The 21021-nt window shown below is 62.8% G+C and carries 23 protein-coding genes; 16 read left to right on the top strand and 7 right to left on the bottom strand.

Annotated features, from left to right (window positions below; all coding sequences use genetic code 11):
- The first annotated feature begins 401 nt into the window (after positions 1-401).
- The 12 genes from ccoN to NP534_RS17040 all read left to right on the top strand — a co-directional run bounded on the left by ccoN (position 402) and on the right by NP534_RS17040 (position 12261).
- Entirely contained in the window at positions 402-1844 is a 1443-nt protein-coding gene (ccoN, locus tag NP534_RS17095; protein ID WP_047581310.1) for a cytochrome-c oxidase, cbb3-type subunit I, read from the top strand.
- Positions 1844-2452 carry a cytochrome-c oxidase, cbb3-type subunit II gene (gene ccoO, locus NP534_RS17090; protein WP_003254286.1) on the top strand — a complete coding sequence of 203 codons (609 nt, stop codon included), beginning with the start codon at positions 1844-1846 and terminating at the stop codon, positions 2450-2452. Before ccoN ends, ccoO begins: the two co-directional genes overlap by 1 nt.
- A 5-nt stretch (positions 2453-2457) precedes the next feature.
- A complete protein-coding gene (locus NP534_RS17085) occupies positions 2458-2655 on the top strand; it encodes a CcoQ/FixQ family Cbb3-type cytochrome c oxidase assembly chaperone (RefSeq protein ID WP_033699345.1) in 198 nt (65 codons plus the stop codon).
- Complete coding sequence (gene ccoP, locus NP534_RS17080; RefSeq protein ID WP_186656485.1) at positions 2652-3629, top strand: cytochrome-c oxidase, cbb3-type subunit III; 978 nt, start codon at positions 2652-2654, stop codon at positions 3627-3629. The genes NP534_RS17085 and ccoP overlap by 4 nt, the downstream gene beginning before the upstream one ends.
- 251 nt (positions 3630-3880) lie before the next feature.
- Positions 3881-5296 (top strand): cytochrome c oxidase accessory protein CcoG, encoded by a 1416-nt coding sequence (gene ccoG / locus NP534_RS17075; RefSeq protein WP_033699348.1) that lies wholly within the window; start codon positions 3881-3883, stop codon positions 5294-5296.
- 15 nt (positions 5297-5311) lie between these two features.
- On the top strand, positions 5312-5839 hold the full coding sequence (locus NP534_RS17070; protein ID WP_186656477.1) for a FixH family protein: 528 nt from the start codon (positions 5312-5314) through the stop codon (positions 5837-5839).
- A 60-nt stretch (positions 5840-5899) separates the two neighbouring features.
- Positions 5900-8344 carry a heavy metal translocating P-type ATPase gene (locus NP534_RS17065; RefSeq protein ID WP_274099479.1) on the top strand — a complete coding sequence of 815 codons (2445 nt, stop codon included), beginning with the start codon at positions 5900-5902 and terminating at the stop codon, positions 8342-8344.
- A gap of 14 nt (positions 8345-8358) precedes the next feature.
- The gene (ccoS, locus tag NP534_RS17060) at positions 8359-8574 is read left to right on the top strand and encodes a cbb3-type cytochrome oxidase assembly protein CcoS (RefSeq protein WP_033699353.1); all 216 of its coding nucleotides are present in this window, start codon (positions 8359-8361) and stop codon (positions 8572-8574) included.
- Positions 8567-9250: a sulfite exporter TauE/SafE family protein gene (locus NP534_RS17055; protein WP_095063701.1), complete on the top strand. Its 684-nt coding sequence runs from the start codon at positions 8567-8569 to the stop codon at positions 9248-9250. Before ccoS ends, NP534_RS17055 begins: the two co-directional genes overlap by 8 nt.
- 105 nt (positions 9251-9355) lie before the next feature.
- Positions 9356-10738 carry an oxygen-independent coproporphyrinogen III oxidase gene (gene hemN, locus NP534_RS17050; RefSeq protein WP_033699355.1) on the top strand — a complete coding sequence of 461 codons (1383 nt, stop codon included), beginning with the start codon at positions 9356-9358 and terminating at the stop codon, positions 10736-10738.
- A 186-nt stretch (positions 10739-10924) separates the two neighbouring features.
- Complete coding sequence (gene fnrA / locus NP534_RS17045; RefSeq protein ID WP_274099478.1) at positions 10925-11659, top strand: Crp/Fnr family transcriptional regulator FnrA; 735 nt, start codon at positions 10925-10927, stop codon at positions 11657-11659.
- A 53-nt stretch (positions 11660-11712) separates the two neighbouring features.
- Positions 11713-12261 carry an adenine phosphoribosyltransferase gene (locus tag NP534_RS17040; protein WP_033699357.1) on the top strand — a complete coding sequence of 183 codons (549 nt, stop codon included), beginning with the start codon at positions 11713-11715 and terminating at the stop codon, positions 12259-12261.
- 40 nt (positions 12262-12301) lie between these two features.
- Here the strand turns inward: NP534_RS17040 and recR are convergent, their stop codons facing one another.
- From recR to dnaX, 3 genes are all read right to left on the bottom strand, one after another.
- On the bottom strand, positions 12302-12904 hold the full coding sequence (gene recR, locus NP534_RS17035; protein ID WP_033699359.1) for a recombination mediator RecR: 603 nt from the start codon (positions 12902-12904) through the stop codon (positions 12302-12304).
- A gap of 88 nt (positions 12905-12992) precedes the next feature.
- Positions 12993-13328: a YbaB/EbfC family nucleoid-associated protein gene (locus NP534_RS17030; protein WP_008093501.1), complete on the bottom strand. Its 336-nt coding sequence runs from the start codon at positions 13326-13328 to the stop codon at positions 12993-12995.
- Positions 13329-13392: 64 nt separating this feature from the next.
- Positions 13393-15456: a DNA polymerase III subunit gamma/tau gene (gene dnaX, locus NP534_RS17025; RefSeq protein ID WP_274099477.1), complete on the bottom strand. Its 2064-nt coding sequence runs from the start codon at positions 15454-15456 to the stop codon at positions 13393-13395.
- A 123-nt stretch (positions 15457-15579) separates the two neighbouring features.
- Here dnaX and NP534_RS17020 point away from each other — a divergent pair, with 123 nt between their 5' ends.
- Positions 15580-16347, top strand: a complete 768-nt coding sequence (locus NP534_RS17020) for a substrate-binding periplasmic protein (RefSeq protein WP_274099476.1) — start codon at positions 15580-15582, stop codon at positions 16345-16347.
- Positions 16348-16386: 39 nt separating this feature from the next.
- Here NP534_RS17020 and NP534_RS17015 read toward each other — a convergent pair whose 3' ends face one another.
- A complete protein-coding gene (locus tag NP534_RS17015; RefSeq protein ID WP_274099475.1) occupies positions 16387-16659 on the bottom strand; it encodes a hypothetical protein in 273 nt (90 codons plus the stop codon).
- A 412-nt stretch (positions 16660-17071) separates the two neighbouring features.
- On the opposite strand from NP534_RS17015, the gene NP534_RS17010 reads away from it, so the two are divergent.
- Positions 17072-17320: a hypothetical protein gene (locus NP534_RS17010; protein WP_274099480.1), complete on the top strand. Its 249-nt coding sequence runs from the start codon at positions 17072-17074 to the stop codon at positions 17318-17320.
- Positions 17298-17477: a hypothetical protein gene (locus NP534_RS17005; protein ID WP_274099474.1), complete on the top strand. Its 180-nt coding sequence runs from the start codon at positions 17298-17300 to the stop codon at positions 17475-17477. The genes NP534_RS17010 and NP534_RS17005 overlap by 23 nt, the downstream gene beginning before the upstream one ends.
- 15 nt (positions 17478-17492) lie before the next feature.
- On the opposite strand, the gene NP534_RS17000 is transcribed toward NP534_RS17005, so the two are convergent.
- Complete coding sequence (locus tag NP534_RS17000; RefSeq protein WP_443201083.1) at positions 17493-17966, bottom strand: DUF2938 domain-containing protein; 474 nt, start codon at positions 17964-17966, stop codon at positions 17493-17495.
- Positions 17967-18059: 93 nt separating this feature from the next.
- On the opposite strand from NP534_RS17000, the gene NP534_RS16995 reads away from it, so the two are divergent.
- Positions 18060-18503 carry a helix-turn-helix domain-containing protein gene (locus NP534_RS16995; RefSeq protein ID WP_274099472.1) on the top strand — a complete coding sequence of 148 codons (444 nt, stop codon included), beginning with the start codon at positions 18060-18062 and terminating at the stop codon, positions 18501-18503.
- Here the strand turns inward: NP534_RS16995 and NP534_RS16990 are convergent.
- Both NP534_RS16990 and NP534_RS16985 read right to left on the bottom strand, forming a co-directional pair.
- Positions 18450-19643: an MFS transporter gene (locus tag NP534_RS16990; protein ID WP_274099471.1), complete on the bottom strand. Its 1194-nt coding sequence runs from the start codon at positions 19641-19643 to the stop codon at positions 18450-18452. The two genes, NP534_RS16995 and NP534_RS16990, sit on opposite strands and share 54 nt — an antisense overlap.
- Positions 19644-19736: 93 nt before the next feature.
- The gene (locus tag NP534_RS16985) at positions 19737-20288 is read right to left on the bottom strand and encodes a GNAT family N-acetyltransferase (protein WP_274099470.1); all 552 of its coding nucleotides are present in this window, start codon (positions 20286-20288) and stop codon (positions 19737-19739) included.
- Between the last annotated feature and the right edge of the window lie 733 nt (positions 20289-21021).

Raw genomic sequence — 21021 nt, 5'->3', positions numbered from 1 at the left:
GTAGCTCGCGATGCGCCGCGCGGGCGGCGGTCGATATCCGCCCCACTCCAACACTCAAGCCTTACCCCTGCCCCGCCCCCCTCCCTTGCACCCCCTCCTAACCGAACTAAGCTTGTTGCCTCAGTGGGCTTCGCTGCCAATCCAGCGAAGCAGACGCGGCGCACAGCCTAGCGCCGTCCGACAAAAAAGCCTGACCAATCGATCAGAAAAAGATGAAAAACGGTACACATTACAAATATTTATTTGTGTACAATCGTTCGAACCCTGACACCGCTGGACACAGGTGAACGGGCTTGGACACGGGTCGGCGTACCAAACTTGCGTTGCGATAACCCCGGTGGTTATCGATACTGGCGCCGATTTTTCGACCAACAAGAACATTAAAACCGTGGAACCTTAGAATGAGCACAGCAATCAGTCCGACTGCTTATAACTATAAGGTCGTCCGCCAGTTCGCCATCATGACGGTGGTCTGGGGGATCCTTGGCATGGGCCTCGGCGTCTTCATCGCCTCGCAACTGGTATGGCCGCAACTGAACCTGGACCTGCCCTGGACCAGCTTCGGCCGGCTGCGCCCGCTGCACACCAACCTGGTGATCTTCGCCTTCGGCGGCTGTGCGCTGTTCGGCACCAGCTACTACGTGGTGCAGCGCACCTGCCAGACCCGGCTGATCTCCGACAGCATGGCGGCCTTCACCTTCTGGGGCTGGCAAGCGGTAATCGTCGGCGCACTGATCACCTTGCCGATGGGCTACACCACCACCAAGGAATACGCCGAGCTGGAATGGCCGCTGGCGATCCTGCTGGCCATCGTCTGGGTCACCTACGGGCTGGTGTTCTTCGGCACCATCGTCAAGCGCAAGACCAAGCACATCTACGTCGGCAACTGGTTCTACGGTGCATTCATCGTGGTCACCGCGATGCTGCACATCGTCAACCACATCTCGCTGCCGGTCAGCCTGTTCAAGTCGTACTCGGCCTATGCCGGTGCCACCGACGCGATGATCCAGTGGTGGTACGGCCACAACGCGGTAGGCTTCTTCCTGACCACGGGCTTTTTGGGGATGATGTACTACTTCGTGCCCAAGCAGGCCGAGCGGCCTATCTACTCGTACCGCCTGTCGATCGTGCACTTCTGGGCGCTGATCACCCTGTACATCTGGGCCGGCCCACACCACCTGCACTACACCGCACTGCCCGACTGGGCGCAGTCGTTGGGCATGGTGATGTCGATCATCCTCCTGGCGCCAAGCTGGGGCGGCATGATCAACGGCATGATGACCTTGTCCGGTGCCTGGCATAAATTGCGTACCGACCCGATCCTGCGCTTCCTCGTCGTCTCGCTGGCGTTCTACGGCATGTCCACCTTCGAAGGCCCGATGATGGCCATCAAGACCGTGAACTCGCTGTCGCACTACACCGACTGGACCATCGGCCATGTCCACGCCGGCGCCCTCGGCTGGGTGGCGATGATCTCGATCGGCGCGGTCTACCACATGATCCCGCGCCTATATGGCCGCGCGCAGATGCACAGCGTCGGCTTGATCAACGCGCACTTCTGGCTGGCGACCATCGGCACCGTGCTGTACATCGCCTCGATGTGGGTCAACGGCATCACCCAGGGCCTGATGTGGCGCGCCATCAACGATGACGGCACGCTCACCTACTCCTTCGTCGAAGCCTTGCAGGCCAGCCACCCGGGCTACATCGTCCGTGCGCTGGGCGGTGCGTTCTTCGCCTCGGGCATGTTGCTGATGGCCTATAACGTGTTCCGCACCGTACGCGCGGCCAACCCGGTAGAAGCGGATGAAGCCGCCAAGATCGTCGTCGTGGGAGCGCACTGATGAAGCATGAAGCCGTCGAGAAGAACATAGGCCTGCTGGCCTTCTTCATGGTCATCGCCGTCAGCGTCGGTGGCCTGACCCAGATCGTCCCGCTGTTTTTCCAGGACGTCACCAACAAACCCGTTGAAGGCATGAAGCCGCGCACCGCGCTGGAGCTTGAAGGCCGCGACATCTACATCCGTGAAGGCTGCGTGGGCTGCCACTCGCAGATGATCCGCCCGTTCCGCGCTGAAACCGAGCGCTATGGCCACTACTCGGTGGCCGGTGAAAGCGTGTGGGACCACCCGTTCTTGTGGGGCTCCAAGCGTACCGGCCCGGACCTGGCCCGCGTCGGTGGCCGCTACTCCGATGACTGGCACCGTGCGCACCTGTACAACCCGCGCAACGTGGTGCCCGAGTCGAAGATGCCGTCCTACCCGTGGCTGGTCGAGAACAAGCTCGACGGCAAGGACACCGCGAAGAAGATGGAGGTCCTGCGGACCCTCGGCACCCCGTACACCGACGCCGACATCGCCGGCGCGCGTGACGCGGTCAAGGGCAAGACCGAAATGGACGCCATCGTCGCGTACCTGCAGGGTCTTGGCACCATCATCAAAAGCAAACGGTGACGCTGATGGATATCGGGATGATTCGCGGCCTGGGCACCGTCGTGGTGATGGTGGCCTTCGTGGGCCTGGCGCTGTGGGTGTTCAACCCGCGGCGCAAGCAGGAGTTCGACGAGGCGACCCGGCTGCCCTTCGCGGATGACCCCGAAGCCACCCGGCACGTCGAGCAAGCGCAAGCAAAAGCTTCTGGGAGCAAAAAACAATGACAACCTTCTGGAGTCTGTACGTCACCGTCCTGACCCTGGGCACCATCTTCTCGCTGACCTGGCTGCTGCTGTCGACCCGCAAGGGCCAGCGCGAAGAGGTCACCGACGAGACCGTCGGGCATGCCTTCGATGGCATCGAGGAATATGACAACCCACTGCCCAAATGGTGGTTCTGGCTATTCGTCGGCACCATCATCTTCGCCCTCGGCTACCTGGTGCTGTACCCGGGCCTGGGTAACTGGAAAGGCATCCTGCCGGGCTATTCGTACCTGGATACCGACAAGCAGACCGAGTTTGCCAACGGCCAGCCGGGCTGGACCGGCGTGCACGAGTGGGAGAAGGAAATGGCCAAGGCCGATGCCCGCTTCGGGCCGATCTTCGCCAAGTTCGCCGCCATGCCCATCGAGGACGTGGCCAAGGACCCGCAGGCACTGAAAATGGGCGCACGGCTGTTTGCCTCCAACTGCTCGGTGTGCCACGGCTCCGACGCCAAGGGCGCCTACGGCTTCCCCAACCTGACCGACAACGACTGGCGCTGGGGCGGTGAGCCGGAAACCATCAAGACCACCATCATGGGCGGGCGCCACGGCGTGATGCCGGCCTGGTCCGAGGTGATCGGCGAGCAGGGTGTGGCTGATGTGGCGGCCTTTGTGGTCAGCAAGCTTGATGGCCGTACGCTGCCCGAAGGCGTGAAGGCCGATGCCGAGAACGGGCAGAAGATCTTCGCCGCCAACTGCGTGGCCTGCCATGGGCCTGAAGGCAAGGGCACCCCAGCCATGGGCGCACCGAACCTGACCCACCCGCAGGCGTTCATCTACGGGTCGAGCTTTGCTCAACTGCAACAGACCATCCGTTATGGTCGCCAGGGGCAGATGCCGGCGCAGGAACAGTTGCAAGGTAATGACAAGGTGCATTTGCTGGCCGCTTATGTTTACAGCCTGTCGCATCAGCAGGAGCCCGCTAAGGCCGAGTAAGCAGGTTCGGCCTCTTCGCGGGGCAAGTCGGATCGCGAAGAGGCCCGCCAATTCAGCACAAGATGACTTGGATCAATTGACACCCGCCATAACACGATTCACACCACGAACCCAACGCGACTAAAGGTCGCAGCACGACCCCAGGCTGCCATCACCGGCGTATCATGGGGCGCAGCGCGCTAGCAGATTGCGCGAGACTGCGGCCGGCATGCACTGGCCGCGGCATTTCTCCACTGCCGTGGGACTTGATGATGAGCAAGCAAATTCCGGTACATGACGTCACCCCGCCTGCCAGCAAAGGGAAGGATTCCGTCGACCTCTACGCCGCCCGCGAGAAAATCTACACCCGCGCCTTCACCGGCGTCTTCCGCCGCCTGCGCATGGTCGGCGGTGCGCTGCTGTTCCTGCTGTATTTCGGCACCGTGTGGCTGAACTGGGGCGGCCACCAGGCCGTCTGGTGGAACCTGCCCGAGCGCAAGTTCTACATCTTCGGCGCCACCATCTGGCCTCAAGACTTCATCCTGCTGTCAGGCATCCTGATCGTCGCCGCCTTCGGCCTGTTCTTCGTCACCGTGTATGCCGGCCGCGTATGGTGCGGCTACACCTGCCCGCAAAGCGTATGGACGTGGATCTTCATGTGGTGCGAAAAGGTCACCGAAGGGGACCGCAACCAGCGCATGAAGCTCGACAGGGCGCCCATGAGCGGCAACAAGTTCTTGCGCAAGTTCGCCAAGCACAGCCTGTGGTTGCTGATCGGCTTCGTCACCGGCATGACCTTCGTCGGCTACTTCTCGCCCATCCGCGAACTGGCCATCGAATTCTTTACCGGCCAAGCCGATGGCTGGGCCTACTTCTGGGTCGGGTTCTTCACCCTCGCCACCTATGGCAACGCCGGCTGGCTGCGCGAGCAGGTGTGCGTGTACATGTGCCCCTATGCGCGCTTCCAGAGCGTGATGTTCGACAAGGACACGCTGATCGTGTCGTACGACCCGCGCCGTGGCGAAACCCGTGGCCCGCGTAAAAAAGACATCGACTACAAGGCCCAGGGCCTGGGCGACTGCATCGACTGCACCATGTGCGTGCAGGTCTGCCCCACCGGCATCGACATCCGCGACGGCCTGCAGATCGAGTGCATCGGCTGCGCCGCGTGCATCGACGCCTGCGACACCATCATGGACAAGATGAACTACCCCAGAGGCTTGATCAGCTACACCACCGAGCACAACCTGTCCGGGCAGAAAACCCACATGCTGCGCCCCCGCCTGATCGGCTACGCGCTGGTGCTGCTGGTGATGATCGGCGCCCTGGCCACCGCCTTCGCTACCCGCTCGCTGGTCGGTTTCGACGTCAGCAAGGACCGGGTGCTGTACCGCGAGAACGCCCAGGGGCGGATCGAGAACGTCTACAGCCTCAAGGTCATGAACAAGGACCAGCGCGACCACGTCTATGTGCTGGACGCCGCCGGCCTGCCGGACCTCAAGCTCGAAGGCCAGCGCGAAATCCGCGTGGCGGCCGGCGATATCGTCAGCCTGCCGGTGCAACTGTCGGTGGCGCCCGAGAAACTGCCATCGACCACCAACGAAATCATCTTCACCCTCAAGAGCGCCGATGACAGCGACGCCCAGGTTGAAGCCAAGAGCCGCTTCATCGGCCCACAGATCCGCTGAGAGAGACTATCGACAATGCCTGCCGCCACCGCCGCCAGCCCTTGGTACAAACACCTCTGGCCCTGGATCATCATCGGCATCCTCACCACCTCCGTGTGCCTGAGCCTGACCATGGTCAGCATTGCCGTGCGCAACCCCGACAACCTGGTGAATGACAACTACTACGAGGCCGGCAAGGGCATCAACCGCTCGCTGGACCGCGAGCTGCTGGCCCAGACCCTCAAGCTCAAGGCCAGCGTGCACCTGGACGACCTGACCGGCGAAGTGGACCTGCGCCTGAGCGGCGACAGCGACCCGCAGACACTGGAACTGAACCTGATATCGCCCACCCAGCCGGACAAGGACCGCAAGGTGCTGCTGAGCCGTGCCGAGGCGGGGCGTTATGTCGGCCAGCTGGACGACAAGGTCGACGGGCGGCGCTTCGTCGAGTTGCTGGGCAGCCAGGAAGGGCAGGTATGGCGGCTGTTCGAGGAAGAGAAAGTGGAGCATGGGGTGACCTTGCAACTGGGTGATGAAGCGCTGCTGGGTGCGGAACACAAATAATCGCGACACTTAACCCGCCCCCACAGGCCCCGTCCCCGCTACTCAATGCGTGCTTGCCTTATGACCCAACCCACCCCCTGCTACCACTGCGCCCTGCCCGTCCCCGGCGGCAACCGCTTCACCGCTGTGGTGCTCGGCGAACCCCGACAGTTCTGCTGCCCGGGCTGCCAGGCGGTGGCCGAGTCGATCGTCGCCGGGGGCCTGGAGCACTACTACCAGCACCGCAGCGATACCAGCGCCAACCCCGAGGCCCTGCCCAGGCAACTGCAGGATGAGCTGGCGCTCTACGACCGCAGCGACGTGCAGCAAACCTTCGTCCGCCATACAGGCGACCTGGCCGAAGCCACCCTGCTGGTCGAGGGCATCAGTTGCGCCGCCTGCGGCTGGCTGATCGAAAAACACCTGCGCAACCTGCCCGGGGTCGCCGAAGCACGCTTGAACCTGTCCAACCACCGCCTGCTGCTCAGCTGGGACGACAACCAGTTGGCGCTCTCGCGCCTGCTCGCCGAGCTGCGCCAGATCGGCTACGCCGCCCACCCCTACCAACCCGACCAAGCCGCCGAACAACTGGCCCGCGAAAACCGCAGCGCTCTCAGGCGCCTGGGCGTCGCCGGTTTGCTGTGGTTCCAGGCGATGATGGCGACCATGGCCACCTGGCCTGAATTCAACATCGACCTCTCGCCCGAGCTGCACACCATCCTGCGCTGGGTCGCGTTGTTCCTCACCATCCCGATCGTGTTCTACAGCTGCGCGCCCTTCTTCAAGGGCGCGGCGCGCGACCTGCGCACCCGCCACCTGACCATGGACGTCTCGGTCTCGCTGGCCATCGCCCTGGCGTTCGGCGCCGGGATCTGGACCGCGATCAGCGGCAGCGGCGAGCTGTATTTCGATACCGTGGGCATGTTTGCCCTGTTCCTGCTGACCGGCCGCTACCTCGAACGGCGCGCCCGTGAACGCACTGCGGCGGCCACCGCGCAACTGGTCAACCTGCTGCCGGCCTCGTGCCTGCGCCTGGACACCCTCGGCCGCGCCGAGCGCATCCTGCTCAGCGAACTGCAGCGCGGCGACACGGTGCAAGTGCTGCCCGGCGCGGTGATACCCGCCGATGGGCGCATCGTCGAAGGTCGCTCCAGTGTCGACGAGTCGCTGCTGACCGGCGAATACCTGCCGCAACCGCGCCGGGTCGGCGAGCGGGTCACCGGCGGCACGCTGAACGTCGAGAGCACCTTGAACATTGAGGTCGAAGCCCTCGGCCACGACTCGCGGCTGTCGGCCATCGTCCGCTTGCTGGAACGCGCGCAGACCGAAAAACCGCGCCTGGCCGAGATCGCCGACCGTGCCTCGCAGTGGTTTTTGCTGTTCACCCTGATCGCCGCCATGGTCATCGGCCTGTGGTGGTGGCACCTGGACCCGGACCGGGCCTTCTGGATCGTGCTGGCCATGCTGGTAGCAACTTGCCCGTGTGCCCTGTCCCTGGCCACCCCGACGGCCCTCACCGCCGCCACCGGCACCCTGCACAAACTCGGCCTGCTGGTGACCCGCGGCCATGTGCTCGAAGGCCTCAACCAGATCGACACAGTCATCTTCGACAAGACCGGCACGCTCACCGAAGGCCGTTTGACCCTGCGCAGCATCCGCCCATTGGGCAGCTTGGCCGCCGACCGCTGCCTGGCCCTGGCCGCCGCCCTGGAAAACCGCTCCGAACACCCCATCGCCCGCGCGTTCGGCCGCACAGCCGCGCCTGCCGACGATGTGCAGACAGTACCCGGCCTGGGCCTTGAGGGGCTGGTCGACGGCCAGCGCCTGCGCATCGGCCAGGCCACCTTCGTCTGCGCCCTGAGTGGCGCCGAGATACCCGGCGTGCCCGAGCCACGTGGGCAATGGCTGCTGCTGGGCGATCGCCAGGGGCCGCTGGCCTGGTTCGGCCTGGACGACCGCCTGCGCGACGACGCCCCCGCCCTGCTCGCCGCCTGCAAGGCGCGTGGCTGGCGGACGCTGCTGCTGTCCGGCGACAGTTCACCCATGGTCGCCGAGGTGGCTGCACAGCTGGGCATCGACCAGGCCATCGGCGGCTTGCGCCCGGACGACAAACTGGACCGGCTCAAGGCGCTGCAGGCGGCAGGGCGCAAGGTGCTGATGCTGGGCGACGGGGTCAACGACGTGCCGGTACTGGCTGCTGCCGACATCAGTATTGCCATGGGCAGCGCCACCGACCTGGCCAAGACCAGCGCCGATGCGGTGCTGTTGTCCAACCGCCTGCAGGCGCTGGTACAGGCCTTCGACCTGGCCCGCCGCACCCGCCGCAACATCCTCGAGAACCTGCTGTGGGCAACCCTGTATAATGGCCTCATGTTGCCGTTTGCCGCGCTCGGCTGGATCACCCCGGTGTGGGCGGCCATCGGCATGTCGGTCAGTTCGCTGATCGTGGTCCTCAACGCCCTGCGCCTGACCCGGCTGCCAGCTGCGCCGGCCACCAGCAGCCACCGGCAACCCGCCACCGCCTGAGCAGGAGCCGCCCCATGCCAGCCCTTTATGTCATGATCCCGGCCGCCCTGTTGCTGGTCGGAGTTGCCGTTTACATCTTCTTCTGGGCTGTGGACAGCGGCCAGTACGACGACCTCGACGGCCCTGCCCACAGCATCCTGTTCGACGATCAGGACCCGCGCCACCAGGCTGCGGTGAAGACGGACGACACCCCCGCCGAAGACGACAAGGAACCCCCACCCCGTGCCTGACCTGCTTCCCCTGCTCGGCTCGGCGCTGATCCTTGGCCTGCTCGGCGGCGGCCATTGCCTGGGCATGTGCGGTGGCCTGATGGGCGCGCTGACCCTGGCCATCCCGCCCGAGCAACGCGGCCGGCGTTTGCGCCTGCTGCTGGCGTATAACGTCGGGCGTATCCTCAGCTATGCCTGCGCCGGCCTGTTGCTGGGCCTGGCAGGCTGGGCCGTGGCCAGCAGCCCGGCAGCCCTGGCGCTGCGGGTGCTGGCAGCGCTGCTGTTGATTGCCATGGGGCTGTACCTGGCGGGCTGGTGGAGCGGGCTGACGCGGATCGAAGCCTTGGGCAGAGGGCTGTGGCGGCATATTCAGCCAGTAGCCTCGCGCTTGCTGCCGGTGTCCAGCCTGCCCCGCGCCTTGTTGCTGGGCGCCTTGTGGGGCTGGCTGCCGTGCGGGCTGGTGTACAGCACGTTGCTGTGGGCTGCGAGCCAGGGCAATGCGGGGTACAGCGCGGCGTTGATGCTTGCGTTTGGCCTCGGCACCTGGCCGGTGCTGCTGGCGACGGGCTTGGCGGCGGAGCGCGTCAGCAGCCTGCTGCGGCGGCGCAGTGTGCGCATGGCGGGCGGGCTGCTGGTCATCCTGTTTGGCCTGTGGACGCTGCCCGGGCCGCATCAGCATTGGCTGATGGGGCACTGATAGGCCTGCTGTGCTGCCCCAGCAGCTTTTGATACAAATCAACACAGATTCCTACAGACGCCCCTAGACTCCGGACACTGCTCGCTCTATCCGGGGACCGCCCACATGCTCGACGACCTACGTTGGGATACCGACCTGATCCGCCGCTACGACCTGGCCGGACCACGCTACACCTCCTACCCGACCGCCGTGCAACTGCACAGCGAAGTGGGCTCGTTCGACCTGCTGCACGCCCTGCGGGAGAGCCGTCGGGCCGTGCGCCCGCTGTCGTTGTACGTGCACGTGCCGTTCTGCGCCAACATCTGCTACTACTGCGCCTGCAACAAAGTCATCACCAAGGACCGCGGCCGCGCCGCGCCCTACCTGCAACGCCTGGAGCAGGAAATCCAGCTGATCGCCTGCCACCTGGACCCAAAGCAACGGGTTGAACAACTGCACTTCGGCGGCGGCACGCCCACCTTCCTCAGCCCGGTGGAGCTGCGCCAGCTGATGGCGACCCTGCGCCAGCACTTCAACCTGCTGGACGACGACTCCGGTGACTACGGCATCGAAATCGACCCGCGCGAAGCCGACTGGTCGACCATGGGGCTGCTTCGCGAGCTGGGTTTCAACCGTGTCAGCCTGGGCGTGCAGGACCTCGACCCGGCCGTGCAGCGTGCGGTCAACCGCCTGCAGAGCCTGGAGCAGACCCGCACCCTGATCGAGGCGGCGCGTACCCTGCAGTTCCGCTCGGTCAACCTGGACTTGATCTACGGCCTGCCCAAGCAGACGCCAGAAGGCTTCGCACGTACTGTCGAGGAAGTCATCCGCCTGCAGCCCGATCGCCTGTCGGTGTTCAACTATGCCCATTTGCCGGAGCGCTTCATGCCCCAGCGGCGCATCGACAACAACGACCTGCCGAGCCCGACGGCGAAACTGGAGATGCTGCATGCCACCATCGACCAGCTGACCGCCGCCGGTTACCGATACATCGGCATGGACCACTTCGCCCTGCCTGACGATGAGCTGGCCATGGCCCAGGAAGAAGGCACCCTGCAACGCAACTTCCAGGGCTACACCACCCACGGTCACTGCGACCTGATCGGCCTGGGGGTCTCTGCCATCAGCCAGATCGGCGACCTCTACTGCCAGAACAGCAGCGACCTCAACACCTACCAGGACTCCCTTTCCAACGCCCAGCTGGCAACCCAGCGTGGCCTGCTGTGCAACCACGACGACCGCCTGCGGCGGGCTGTGATCCAGCAGTTGATCTGCCATTTCGAGCTGGACTTCGAGCCAATCGAACAGGCCTTCACAATCGATTTTCGCGGCTACTTCAACGACCTCTGGCCAGAACTGCTGACCTTGCAGCGTGACGGCCTGATCAGCCTGGACGACAAGGGCATCCGCATCCTGCCCGCCGGCCGCCTGTTGGCGCGCTCGGTGTGCATGGTCTTCGATGCCTACCTGGCCATGCACAACCGCCAACGCTTCTCGCGGGTGATCTGAAAAGCGAGGCGTTCGACCGCATGGACAAGCCTCTTTTGCCAGCACACTATGGGCACACACAGGGCCTCGACGCGCACCCGCCGAGGCCTGGCCAGCACGCACCACAATAGCGCACGCTGGCCTACACCCTACGCCGTGAGTTACCCTTACGTCTTATGTGTGCTTTCCCACAAGGATCGATTGAAAATGTCCGAGCCAGTTAAACTGCGCCCACATGCCCAGGCCCATTGCAAGGATTGCAGCCTGGCCCCCCTGTGCCTGCCTCTTTCGCTCAACCTGGAAGACATGGATGCACTGGATGAAATCGTCAAACGTGGCCGGCCGCTGAAAAAAGGCGAGTTCCTGTTCCGCCAGGGTGACAATTTCGGCTCGGTCTATGCAGTACGTTCCGGCGCCCTCAAGACCTTCAGCCTCAGCGACAGCGGCGAAGAGCAGATCACCGGCTTCCACCTGCCCAGCGAGCTGGTCGGCCTGTCCGGCATGGACACCGAGGCCTACCCGGTGTCGGCCCAGGCCCAGGAGACCACGTCGGTGTGCGAGATCCCCTTCGAGCGCCTCGACGAACTCTCGGTGCAACTGCCGCAGTTGCGCCGCCAGTTGATGCGGGTAATGAGCCGCGAGATCCGCGACGACCAGCAGATGATGCTGCTGCTGTCGAAGAAAACCGCCGACGAACGCATTGCAACCTTCCTGGTCAACCTGTCCGCGCGCTTCCGCGCCCGTGGCTATTCGGCCAACCAGTTCCGCCTGAGCATGTCGCGCAACGAAATCGGCAATTACCTGGGCCTGGCGGTGGAAACCGTGTCGCGGGTGTTCACCCGCTTCCAGCAAAACGGCCTGCTGCGCGCCGAAGGCAAGGAAGTGCATATCCTCGACCCGATCCAGCTGTGTGCACTGGCCGGCGGTGCAATAGACGCCTGAGCCTGGGTTAACGGGTATACTGGCGCAATCGTTTTTCCAGGATACCCGCACCAATGCACAGCGAAGCCTTCGACCTCAAAGCCCTGATCCGCCCGGTAGTGGACTTCCCCAAACCGGGCGTGATCTTTCGCGACATCACCCCGCTGTTCCAATCCCCGCGCGGGCTGCGCTATGTCGCCGACCAGTTCATCGAGCGTTATGTCGAGGCTGAGTTCAGCCACATCGGCGCCATGGACGCGCGCGGCTTCCTGATCGGCTCGATCATCGCCCACCAGTTGAACAAGCCGCTGATCCTGTTCCGCAAACAAGGCAAGCTGCCGGCCGACGTGCTTTCCGAGGGTTATCAGACCGAGTATGGCGAGGCCTTCCTCGAAGTGCATGCCGACAGCCTGTGTGAAGGCGACTCGGTGCTGATTTTCGATGACCTGATTGCCACCGGCGGCACGCTGCTGGCGGCGGCGAACCTGGTGCGCCGTACCGGGGCCCAGGTGTTTGAGGCGGCGGCGATCATTGACCTGCCAGAGCTGGAAGGTTCGCGCCGGCTGCAGGCGGCGGGTGTGCCGACGTTCTGCCTGACCGAGTTTTCGCTTAACGAAAATTGAGTTACATACCGGGGCTGCTTTGCAGCCCCAAGATCTGAAATCAGAGCGAAATCGGCCTGCGCCCTGCAAAGGCATGCGCCAGCGTCCCGCCATCCACCAACTCCAGCTCGCCCCCCAGCGGCACGCCATGGGCAATCCGCGACGCCACCAGGCCTTTCTCGTTCAGCAACTGGGCGATGTAATGCGCCGTTGCCTCCCCTTCCACCGTCGGGTTGGTCGCCAGGATCACCTCGGTAAAGGTGCCCTGCGCTTCGATCCGCGCCATCAGCTGCGGCACACCGATCGCCTCAGGCCCCAGGCCATCGAGCGGCGACAGGTGCCCCTTGAGCACGAAATAGCGGCCGCGGTAACCGGTCTGCTCCACCGCATACACATCCACCGGCCCTTCGACCACACACAACTGCGTGTCGTCACGGCGCGGGTCGGCACACTGCGGGCACAGTTCCTGCTCGGTCAGGGTGCGGCATTGGCGGCAATGGCCCACCCCTTCCATGGCCTGGGTCAGCGCCTGAGCCAGGCGCAGGCCGCCGCTGCGGTCGCGTTCGAGCAGTTGCAGGGCCATGCGCTGGGCAGTTTTCTGGCCGACACCCGGCAAGGTGCGCAAAGCGTCGATCAGTTGGCGGATCAGGGGGCTGAAGCTCATGTAGGCAGGCCTGCAAGTCGGGGGAACAGAATGAACAAGGGAGCAACGACCCTACGGCCGTTACTCCCCATTTGACGCAAAAGGTCGATCAGAACGGCATCTTGAAGCCCGGTGGCAACTGCATGCCAGCGGTCATGCCGCCCATTTTTTCCTGGCTGCTCTGCTCCACCTTGCGTACCGCGTCGTTCAGTGCGGCAGCGATCAGGTCTTCGAGCACTTCCTTGTCGTCTTCATCAGTCGACATCAGGCTTTGGTCGATGCTGACGCGCTTCACATCGTGACGACCGGTCATCACCACACTCACCAAGCCACCACCGGATTGGCCGGTCACTTCGGCGTTGGCCAGTTCTTCCTGCATCTTGGCCATTTTTTCCTGCATCTGCTGAGCCTGCTTCATCAGGCCGGCCATGCCACCTTTCATCATGGGGGTATACCTCGATTGGGTCGTGTGATGCGGCCTGGCACCGGGCCGGCCGCATGGTTATCCGTTACTGGCCCTGATTGGCCAGGGCCTCTACAGGCTCAATAGTATCCTGTCGCACCTTGGCACCGAACTGCTTGATCATCTGCTGGATCAACGGATCCTGCTCGATCGACACCACGGCGTCTTGCTGGCGCTCGGCCCGTTTGCGCGAGGCAGCCTGGGCCGGGGTTTCCTGCTCAGGGCGAATCAGCTCGATACGCAGGCTCAGGGTACGCCCAAGGTGCTGATTGAGCGCCTCGTTCAGACGCCGCTGCTGGGTGGCGTTGAACAGCGCGCCCTGGCCAGGGTCCAGGTGCAGCAGCCAGTCGTCGCCGTCGGCGGCCATCAACGTACAGTTTGCGGCGATGTTGCCTGTCATACCGGAGACAGGCAACTGTGGGAATAATTCCAGCCATTGCAGGGCCAGGCCGGTGGCCGGCTTGGCGGCCGGCAGCGGTTCGGCAGCGGGTTTGGCCTGCTCTTCCTGAACATGCTCGGCCAGTTCATCGAGGTAACTGAAGCCGACCGGGTCGCTGTCACCGATGTAATAGTCTTCGTCCGCCGGCGGCTCGTCATCACGGTCCATGCCCGCCGCAGCATAGGCGGACGGGTCGAACGGCGGCTCGTCGTAGGCCGGCTGATCACGCTGTGGCTCGGCCGCGGCAGGCTGCGGAGCGACAACGGGCTCGGGGGCGGCAGCAACCGGCTGCGCCGGCGCTACAGGCTCTTCCCAAGGCAGGTCGATGACCTCGGCGGCGGGCTCCGCCGCTGGTGCAGCGGTCCCTACGGGCGCCTCAACGACAGGCGCGGGCTGAGCAACCGCAGGCGCCTGCTCGACGGCCGGTGCGACCGGGGCAGGTACAGCTTGCGCGACGACCGGCTCCACGGGCTCTGCGACTGGCGGCGCAGGGGCCACCAGCGCCGCTGCCACCGGGGTTGCAGGATCAGCTGTGGCTTGGCTGATCCCCACCGGCTTTAGCACCGGCTTCGGTGCATCGTCGGTATCGGCCGGGCGGAAGGCCAGCATCCGCAGCAGGACCATCTCGAAGCCGCCACGCGGGTCGGGCGCCAAGGGCAGGTCGCGACGGCCGATCAGGCCCATCTGGTAATAGAACTGCACGTCCTCGGCCGGTAGCGCCTGGGCCAGCGCCAACACGCGGTCACGGTCGCCCTGGCCGTTGTCCACCGCCTCTGGCAGCGCCTGGGCGATGGCGACACGGTGCAGCACATTGAGCATCTCGGCCAGCACACCGCTCCAGTCCGGCCCTTGCTCGGCAAGGTTGCGCACGGCCTCGAGCAGCGCCCGCGCATCGCCTTCGAGCAGTGCCTGCAGCACTCCATAGACCTGGCCATGGTCGAGGCTGCCCAGCATAGCCCGCACATCGGCGGCGAGCACCTTGCCTTCACCGAAGGCGATGGCCTGGTCGGTCAGGCTCATGGCATCGCGCATCGAGCCATCGGCGGCGCGGCCAAGCAACCACAGTGCATCGGGCTCGAACGGCACGCTTTCGGCGGTGAGCACATGGCTGAGGTGCTCGACCACCCGCTCCGGGCTCATGTTCTTCAGCGAGAACTGCAGGCAGCGCGAGAGGATGGTCGCCGGCAGCTTCTGCGGGTCGGTGGTGGCGAGGATGAACTTGACGTAGGGCGGCGGCTCTTCCAGCGTCTTGAGCAAGGCGTTGAACGAGTGGGTCGAGAGCATGTGCACTTCGTCGATCAGGTAGACCTTGAAGCGCCCACGGCTCGGGGCATATTGCACGTTATCCAGCAGCTCGCGGGTGTCTTCGACCTTGGTACGGCTGGCGGCGTCGATCTCGATCAGGTCGACGAAGCGGCCTTCGTCGATCTCCCGGCACACCGAACAGGTGCCGCAGGGCGTGGAGGTGATGCCGGTTTCGCAGTTCAGGCATTTGGCGATGATACGGGCAATGGTAGTCTTGCCTACGCCACGGGTGCCGGTAAACAGGTAGGCATGGTGCAGGCGCTGGTTGTCCAAGGCATTGATCAAGGCCTTGAGCACATGGGCCTGGCCGACCATTTCGCGGAACGAGCGCGGACGCCATTTTCGTGCAAGAACCTGATAACTCATCGAAAAACCATCGTAGCCTGATCGAGCGGAAGATCGCTAATGCTAGCGGAGCGGGGCCGAAATTGCACCCTGCGCGACTGGTCTAAGCTATGAAACTGGCGCGCTATCCAGGGAGGATGTGCCTTGCGAAGACTGTTGCCCCTGCTATTGCTCTGGGCCACCCACAGCCTGGCCGAACAACCGGTGCTGCGTTTTTCCGTCGCCGAGAGCTGGAGCATGCCGCTGATACGCGTCGAAGGCGACAAACCGGTGGAGGGTTTGCTGTTCGACCTGATGCAGGCCATTGCCCGGGAAGCGGGTGTACGCCCGGAGTATCACGTACTGGCACGCCTGCGCCTGCAGGAGGCCATGGAGAGCGGCGATATCGACGTGCGCTGCTATGTCAGCACCCAATGGTTTCATGATCGGCCGGGCAATTATGTCTGGAGCATCCCGTTGATTCATCAGCGCGACGTGCTGGTTGGCGGCGCTGGCGAAGTCAGCCCCACCCGCCCGGAACAACTGGCGCCGCAAGCCATCGGCACCGTGCTGGGTTATGCCTATTCGACTTTGCAGCCTTTGTTCGAACAGGGCAGGCTGCACCGCGAAGACAGCCGCAGCCAACTGCTGGCCCTGCAGAAGCTGCACGCGGGGCGGTACCTGCATGCGGTGAGCAATGAACTGTCGTTGCAGTGGTTCAACCACAGCTTGCCGGCGGGGCAGCAGTTGCAGGTGCTGGCGGTGCTGGAGGAGCAGGAGCTGGGGTGCATGGTGCGCAGCGACCCGGCGGTACCGACGCAAGGGGTGCTCAGGGCGCTGGTGCGCATGAAACAGACGGGGGAGATCGAGCGGATCAGCCAGCGGTATGGGGCTGTGGGGTATGCCGGGAATGCCGCAGCGCCAAGGCCGTGATGATGTGATAGCGGCCTTGCGCCCCTGCGCGCGAATCGGTCAGTGCTGACGCTCAACAGCCAGCGTCACGGCATCCGCCTGGCCCCAGGCGATCTGCATGGCGCGCAGGCCATGCTCCAACAGCTGTCGGGTTTCTTCGTCCTCAATGCGCTCGAGCGCTCGGCGGCTGTCGCTGTAGGCGAACATCAGGTAGTGGGAGACATTCATCAGCGCGAAGTGCATTGGCACGATGCCTTCGCTGATGACGCGAGAAAGGGACTTGCCCGGGGGCAGGTCGAAGGTATGGGGTGGGTCGGGTACGATTTTTTTCATGCAGGCTCCATGTGGGTGAGCTGCACCCTTTTGCTTCCACGCATTAGGGTGACAACTGTACGCGGGGTGGAAGACCAGGCACATGGAAAACCCGGCAGGTATGAATACCTCCCGCGCACAGCTGCCATAACAGACAACTGCTCCAAGTCTTTCCCGGGCTTCCACACCCGATCGCTGAACCGACAGCGACCGCAAAAGCCTATGGGGTGGGGTTCCCCAGGACAATCAGACGCGAGTCGACGGGATGCGTAGGATATTTCTGCGAGCCTTACAGATACAGCAGGAAGTCGCCTATACGAATGTAGGAAACTTCTTTGCTGGTGATTGGACTACAAGATCTGGTCTAGAGAGCGATATCGACCCTTAGCAGTGATGCCGCATAATTACCGCTACCCCTCAAAAAGACAGCCTCATGCTCCAAGATGATCGAGACAATCTGGAACTCGACAAACTACAGATCGAGAATCGCAAGCTAGCTGCTGAAGCACTTAAATTCATGGCAGAAGAGCGCAAGCTTAGACAAGAAGCGTTCTGGCACCCCTTCGCAACCGGCTCGGTCATTTTGACTGCCATTGCGGGTATCATGGCCCTGCTGGTTAAACTCCTTAAGCACGCTCGTTTTGGCAAGAGGAAAGATCATGCCGCGTTCCACTCAAGATAGGGTTGAGCAATCCCATCGCGAAGTAGAGGCCCTGGCCGAAGACATGCGCAAGGCCAGAGCGTTTTCTCCTTGGTCAGCGCTATTGCCGTTCAGCCTCGGTGCGGGCTTTGCTTTGGCGTTGTTTCTTGCGGGCCTCTTGATCTTGCGACTGCTGTAAGCCTGAGCACTGTCTTCACACAACCGCAATCAAACCGGCACTCAAAAACAACCCAACCCCAAACACCGAATGCGTCACCAGACTCTTCAGGCAGTTACGCCCAGGCGTCGGCGTTCTGGAGGCAAAGAACCCTGCCCCCATCAACGGCTGCATGAAGCACAGCGGCGCCGCCACTGTCACCACACCCCACGCCAGCGCAGGCCACAGCGTCGGCGCACTCAGCCAGCCCTCCCCGACCATCCCCACCAACATCACCGCAAACAGCACACCGATGCCATAGTGAATCAGCCAACCCCAGACCACCTCGTTGGCCACAGGCTCCGCCTTGGCAATCGCCTCATGGCGCGCTCGCCCCTTCATCAAATGCCCCGCCCAACGCCCGACCATGGCGAAATTCAAGGTGGGGATGCCCAAGCGCCGCAGCAACATGCCCCATAGGTCCATGATCACGGTGGCGCCGACCCCGATCAGCAAAGCGGCTTGTAGCATGGCAAGCGTCATTGATTCAGCCCTCTAGGATTGACGTTCAGTTACCTGCCGCGCAGCATAGAAGTTGAAGTCAACTTCAAGTCAAGGACCTCGATGGACATTGCCGATGTCGCCAAACGCACAGGCGTCCCTGCGTCGACCCTGCGTTACTACGAAAAGAAAGGCCTGCTCACGTCGCTCGCCGGGCGTGGCCAGCGGCGCCAGTTCGCCGCCGACATTGCGGATAGGCTGGCACTGATCGCCTTGGGGCAGGCATCAGGGTTTTCCCTGGATGAGATCGGGGCGATGCTGGTGGACCTTCAGGTCGATCGACAGATGCTGATAGCCAAGGCGGACGAAATCGATACCCGGGTCAAACGCTTGCAGGCCATGAGCAAGGGGCTGCGGCATGCAGCGCAGTGCCCTGAGGTAGATCACCTGGCCTGTCCGAAATTTCAGCGTTTGATGAGGCTGTCAGCAGCAGGCGCCCTTGGGGAAAAACACCTACACCAGAGCAGGCCTGGAAAAGCGCGAAGCCAGCCATCTGGCCGTACTTAGCCCTACGACCAGGAACGCCACGCCTTCAATGCTGAGCATCATCGCGTTGATCCCAAGCTGCGTGATCAATTGGCTGGCGACGTAGGGGAAGCCGAACACACCGATGAAATACGACAAGCTGAACAGCAGCAACGCTTGTGCCGTAAGCCCTGCCGGTGCCTCGTTGGCAGCCAGCCCGTTGATCACCGAGTAATTCAGGCCGTAACCCACACCCAGAAGAACGGCCATGGCCAGATAACTTTGAGTGCTGTGCACCCACTGGTCGAACCCCAGCACGGCCGTTGCCATGATCAAGGTTAGAACCCAGGAGGTCGCCAGCGGGTTTTGCTTCACGACCCAACCGGCCAGCAGGAGCCTGCAGGCGATCGCAGCGCCCATGAAGCCAATGAAGAAGGTCGAGTAATCAAGCCCCAGGCGAGCGGCATAGCTGGTCTGGAAACTGCCCATGGTGCCGAAGATTGCCCCGCCCAGCCCTACCATCAGGATCGACAGCCCAGAGCGCGAGCTCATCACTTTGAGCGCGGACGCCAACCCGATTTGCACCTTCTCAGCAGGTCGCTGCCCCTGAGAAGTCGAAGCGAGCCAAGCAAAGTACAACCCCGCCACCCCTGCAGCGCACGCCGCCACCCAGAACGCGAGCTGGGTAGGCAGTGCAACGAAAGCGGCGAACTTGCCCAGCAAGGGCCCGGTGCCAATGCCGGTCAGCATGCTGCCAGAGAGCAGTGCAAAACAATGGGTACGGCGCGTGGGCTCGACCATTTGCGTCACCATGATGGGGCCAATGGTGTAGAACACCCCCCAGCCGATGCCAAGCATCAAGCCGCATGCCAACAAAGCGATGCCCAGGCTTGAGACCATGGCAAAGCCCACTGATGACCCGACCAGGCAGAGCGCCCCCACAGCGATGCTGCGAGCAGCGCCAAAGCGCTGCAGCAGGTGCCCCGAGCCCAGCACAGAGAACAACGTACTTAGCATGGCAACAGCGAATACCTGCCCGGCATCGCTGGCAGTCCCACCCAGCGTCTGCACCAGCATCGAGAGCAGGAACGTCGTGCCATAGCTGATGGACAGCAGGAAGCACGCGATGCAGAACACCGTAAAGGGCTGAAACCGAGGGGTGGTGGGTACAGACGACTTCATGAAGCTGTCCTTGCGTATAGGTGCTGTTTTCTATCACGGCAAGGCACAGGCAAAGGCAAGCATTTGCTTACGTTGAGATCGTCACTTCATTACCTAACGGCCGCCACGTCGATGCCACTCATCGCGGCTCAACTCCCAGATCTGCTTGAGCACGGGGCCACAGACGAAATGGCCCTCTTCAGTTCCCACCAGCCGCATGCCCTCATGCACGGAAACACTGCGCGACCGGTCATTGCACGCAGCCTTGGGCACCTGCATGACGCAACGCCCAAGCGTTTCGAACCAGTAGTGGTTGATGACCCCGCAAGCTTCACGCATGTAGCCGTTTTTCTGCCATGCCTGCGCAAGCCAGAAGCCACGGTTGTTACCCGGCTGATCAAAGAGGCTGATGCTTCCGATGATCTGCCCAGGCTCCGTCTTCAAGCGGATCATCCAATGCCATTCACATCCGGCGTTCATGGCGGGTAATGCGATATCGCGGACGTAGACCAACGCGCCATCTTCTGGGTAAGGCCAGGGCACGCGGCTATCCAGGTAGCGGACAATGTCCCAGTGCGGGAACAATTGCTGAATGGCGTCCGCGTCGCCGAGCTGCAGCGGCGTGAGCAGTAAGCGCGAGGTTTCAAGAATTGGAAAGCTGTTCATTTCTGCAAAATCCGTTCAGGTAGAGGAGATGACGTCAGGCCCCTGCCCTAGATACCACATGATTCTGATTTCGTGACAGTATCTCTGCGGAAAGGAAAACAAGGCGATTGATAGTCACAAAAACATCTAGCGCGCCCTGGTCATTTTACACAAGCGGATGCGAATATACTGACCGATGCGTTTGACACAACAACAAAGTTCTCCTACTCAAGGAGCGAGCCCGCCGCTCCAATGTGCTGACGAAGCCCTGAACCCAAGAAAAAGACACTGAAATAAGTGCTTCCGTAAACACTTACAAGAAGCCCTTGCACATATTGCTACGCCCCAAGACACCAGTGAATTACCACTCACTCTCCTGACGATAATCTTTACACCGCAAAAGAGCTCTACCTCCTACTTGTCGCCCATCATCACCGCCACCACCCATGCCTCACCAAATATTCAGGCGGACGGAGACAATTTCCGGGATCGTTATAATGCCCAGACTCCTTATCACCATCGCTGACTCATACTTAACACCTTGTATAGGAAGCTAAATTACTCGCCCCCCCCCAGGCCAGCTATGAAGCTGAGCGATTTCTAGTGTGGTGTTTCAGAAGTACCAATGAAAATTACATGCCCGAGGCCCGTGCCGCACGGGCGATGGAGGCTAGGTCGGCTTTTTTTGTGGATTTTCACGGAATGTTGGGGAGTGGGGCTGCTATGTGCTTGACGGGAGATAGGGTGATGGGGG

Source organism: Pseudomonas sp. 39004 (genome assembly GCF_028682155.1).
Taxonomy (GTDB): Bacteria; Pseudomonadota; Gammaproteobacteria; order Pseudomonadales; family Pseudomonadaceae; genus Aquipseudomonas; species Aquipseudomonas capeferrum.
This window is presented reverse-complemented; position numbering and strand designations above follow the sequence as displayed.